This is a genomic window from Aeromonas sp. HMWF014 (genome assembly GCF_963878295.1).
Taxonomy (GTDB): domain Bacteria; phylum Pseudomonadota; class Gammaproteobacteria; order Enterobacterales; family Aeromonadaceae; genus Aeromonas; species Aeromonas popoffii.
This window is the reverse complement of sequence record NZ_CAWNYS010000238.1, coordinates 1-1272: the sequence shown is the minus strand read 5'-3', so window position 1 is coordinate 1272 and position 1272 is coordinate 1. Positions and strand designations below refer to the sequence as shown.

At 67.1% G+C, this 1272-nt stretch carries 3 protein-coding genes; 1 reads left to right on the top strand and 2 read right to left on the bottom strand.

The window, feature by feature from the left end:
• A partial coding sequence (locus AAC083_RS09570) for a DMT family transporter (protein WP_181364703.1) occupies window positions 1-159 on the bottom strand: 159 nt, incomplete at its 3' end.
• Between the two features lie 9 nt (window positions 160-168).
• On the bottom strand, window positions 169-636 hold the full coding sequence (locus tag AAC083_RS09565; RefSeq protein WP_042038443.1) for a DMT family transporter: 468 nt from the start codon (window positions 634-636) through the stop codon (window positions 169-171).
• A gap of 100 nt (window positions 637-736) precedes the next feature.
• Between AAC083_RS09565 and AAC083_RS09560 the strand changes: the two genes are divergently transcribed.
• Window positions 737-1272, top strand: a 536-nt coding sequence (locus AAC083_RS09560; protein WP_146181637.1) for a LysR family transcriptional regulator, incomplete at its 3' end; no start/stop codon positions are given.

Genomic DNA, 1272 nt, shown 5'->3' with positions numbered 1-1272 from the left:
CTTGAGGATGAGCAGGGCGCCGAGTAGCACGAAGCCGAGCAGGTGGTTGGCGAGGGAGGCCGTCATGGCGCCCCGGGCGCTGACGAGGCGGCCATTGAGGGTACGCGACAGACTAACCGCCACGCCGTTGAGCAGTCCCAGCAGGATCAAGAGGGTCATGGTTCTCTCCTAACGCAGCACGATCAGCAGGGCGCCGACCATCACCAGCAGGGCGGCGAGCACGTCCTTCCCTGATGGGCGGCGGCGGACCAGCCCGAACCAGCCTCTGGCGTCGCACAGGGCGCCAAACAGCAACTGGCCCAGCAACAGCAGGGCGAGGGTGCCCGCCATGCCCAGCGGCGAGTTGAGACACAGGGCCGCCAGCACCACAGTGAGCGCCCCCGGCAGGCCGCCAAGCCACGCCCAGGGCGGAGCAGACTGCGGCCCCTGGGGCCGTGGGGCCAGCCACCACAAGAGCGCGGCCACCAGGCTGCCGACCCCGTGGGCGAGCCAGCTCGCGAGCCAGGGATCGGTGGCGCGGGCCAAGGCACCGTTCTGGGCGATCATCAGCGCCAGCAGCAGGCCAGCGGCGAAGGCGGCCAGGGCGCCGATTGTCTGGAGGCGTCCTGGGCGGCGGTCAATAAGAGGGGGGATCATGGGGTCACTCCTTGGTTGAACAGAGGAGCAGGGTAAATTGTTTTCGATATGGGGATAATCTACCATTTAGGAACAACATTGTTTCCATATTGAGAACAACATGAACCAGGATGCCTTCGCCCTGCTCCCCGCCTTCGTCGCTGTGGTGGAGGCAGGCACTTTCTCCGGCGCCGCCCGCCAGCTCGGCCTCAGCAAGTCGGTACTGAGCAAGAAGGTGAGCCAGCTTGAGCAGCAGCTCGGTTGCCAGCTCATCTACCGCACCACCCGCTCCCTCACCCTGACAGAGGCAGGGGAGCGCTACTTCGAGACGGTACACCATGCGGTGCGTCTGGCCCGCGACGGGGAAGATGCCATCGGCGCCCTGCAGTCGGCGCCGCGCGGCCTGCTGCGAGTGACTGTGCCCATGGTCTATGGCCGGCGCCACATAGCCCCCCTTATCCCCGAATTTCTCGCCCTCTATCCCGAGCTGCAGTTGCAGCTGGAGATGAGCGACGCCCAGCAGGATCTGGTGGCCGAGGGGTTCGACGTGGCGGTGCGCATCGGCGAGCTGGAAGATTCGAGCCTGGTCGCCCGCCGCCTAGCCCCCTGTCACAGCACCCTGTGCGCCGCCCCCACCTACCTGGCGCGGGCCGGCAC

Coding starts and splice junctions, on each gene's coding strand:
- AAC083_RS09565 (WP_042038443.1), bottom strand. CDS start 636: ATGATCCCCCCTCTTATTGACCGCCGCCCAGGACGCCTCCAGACAATC.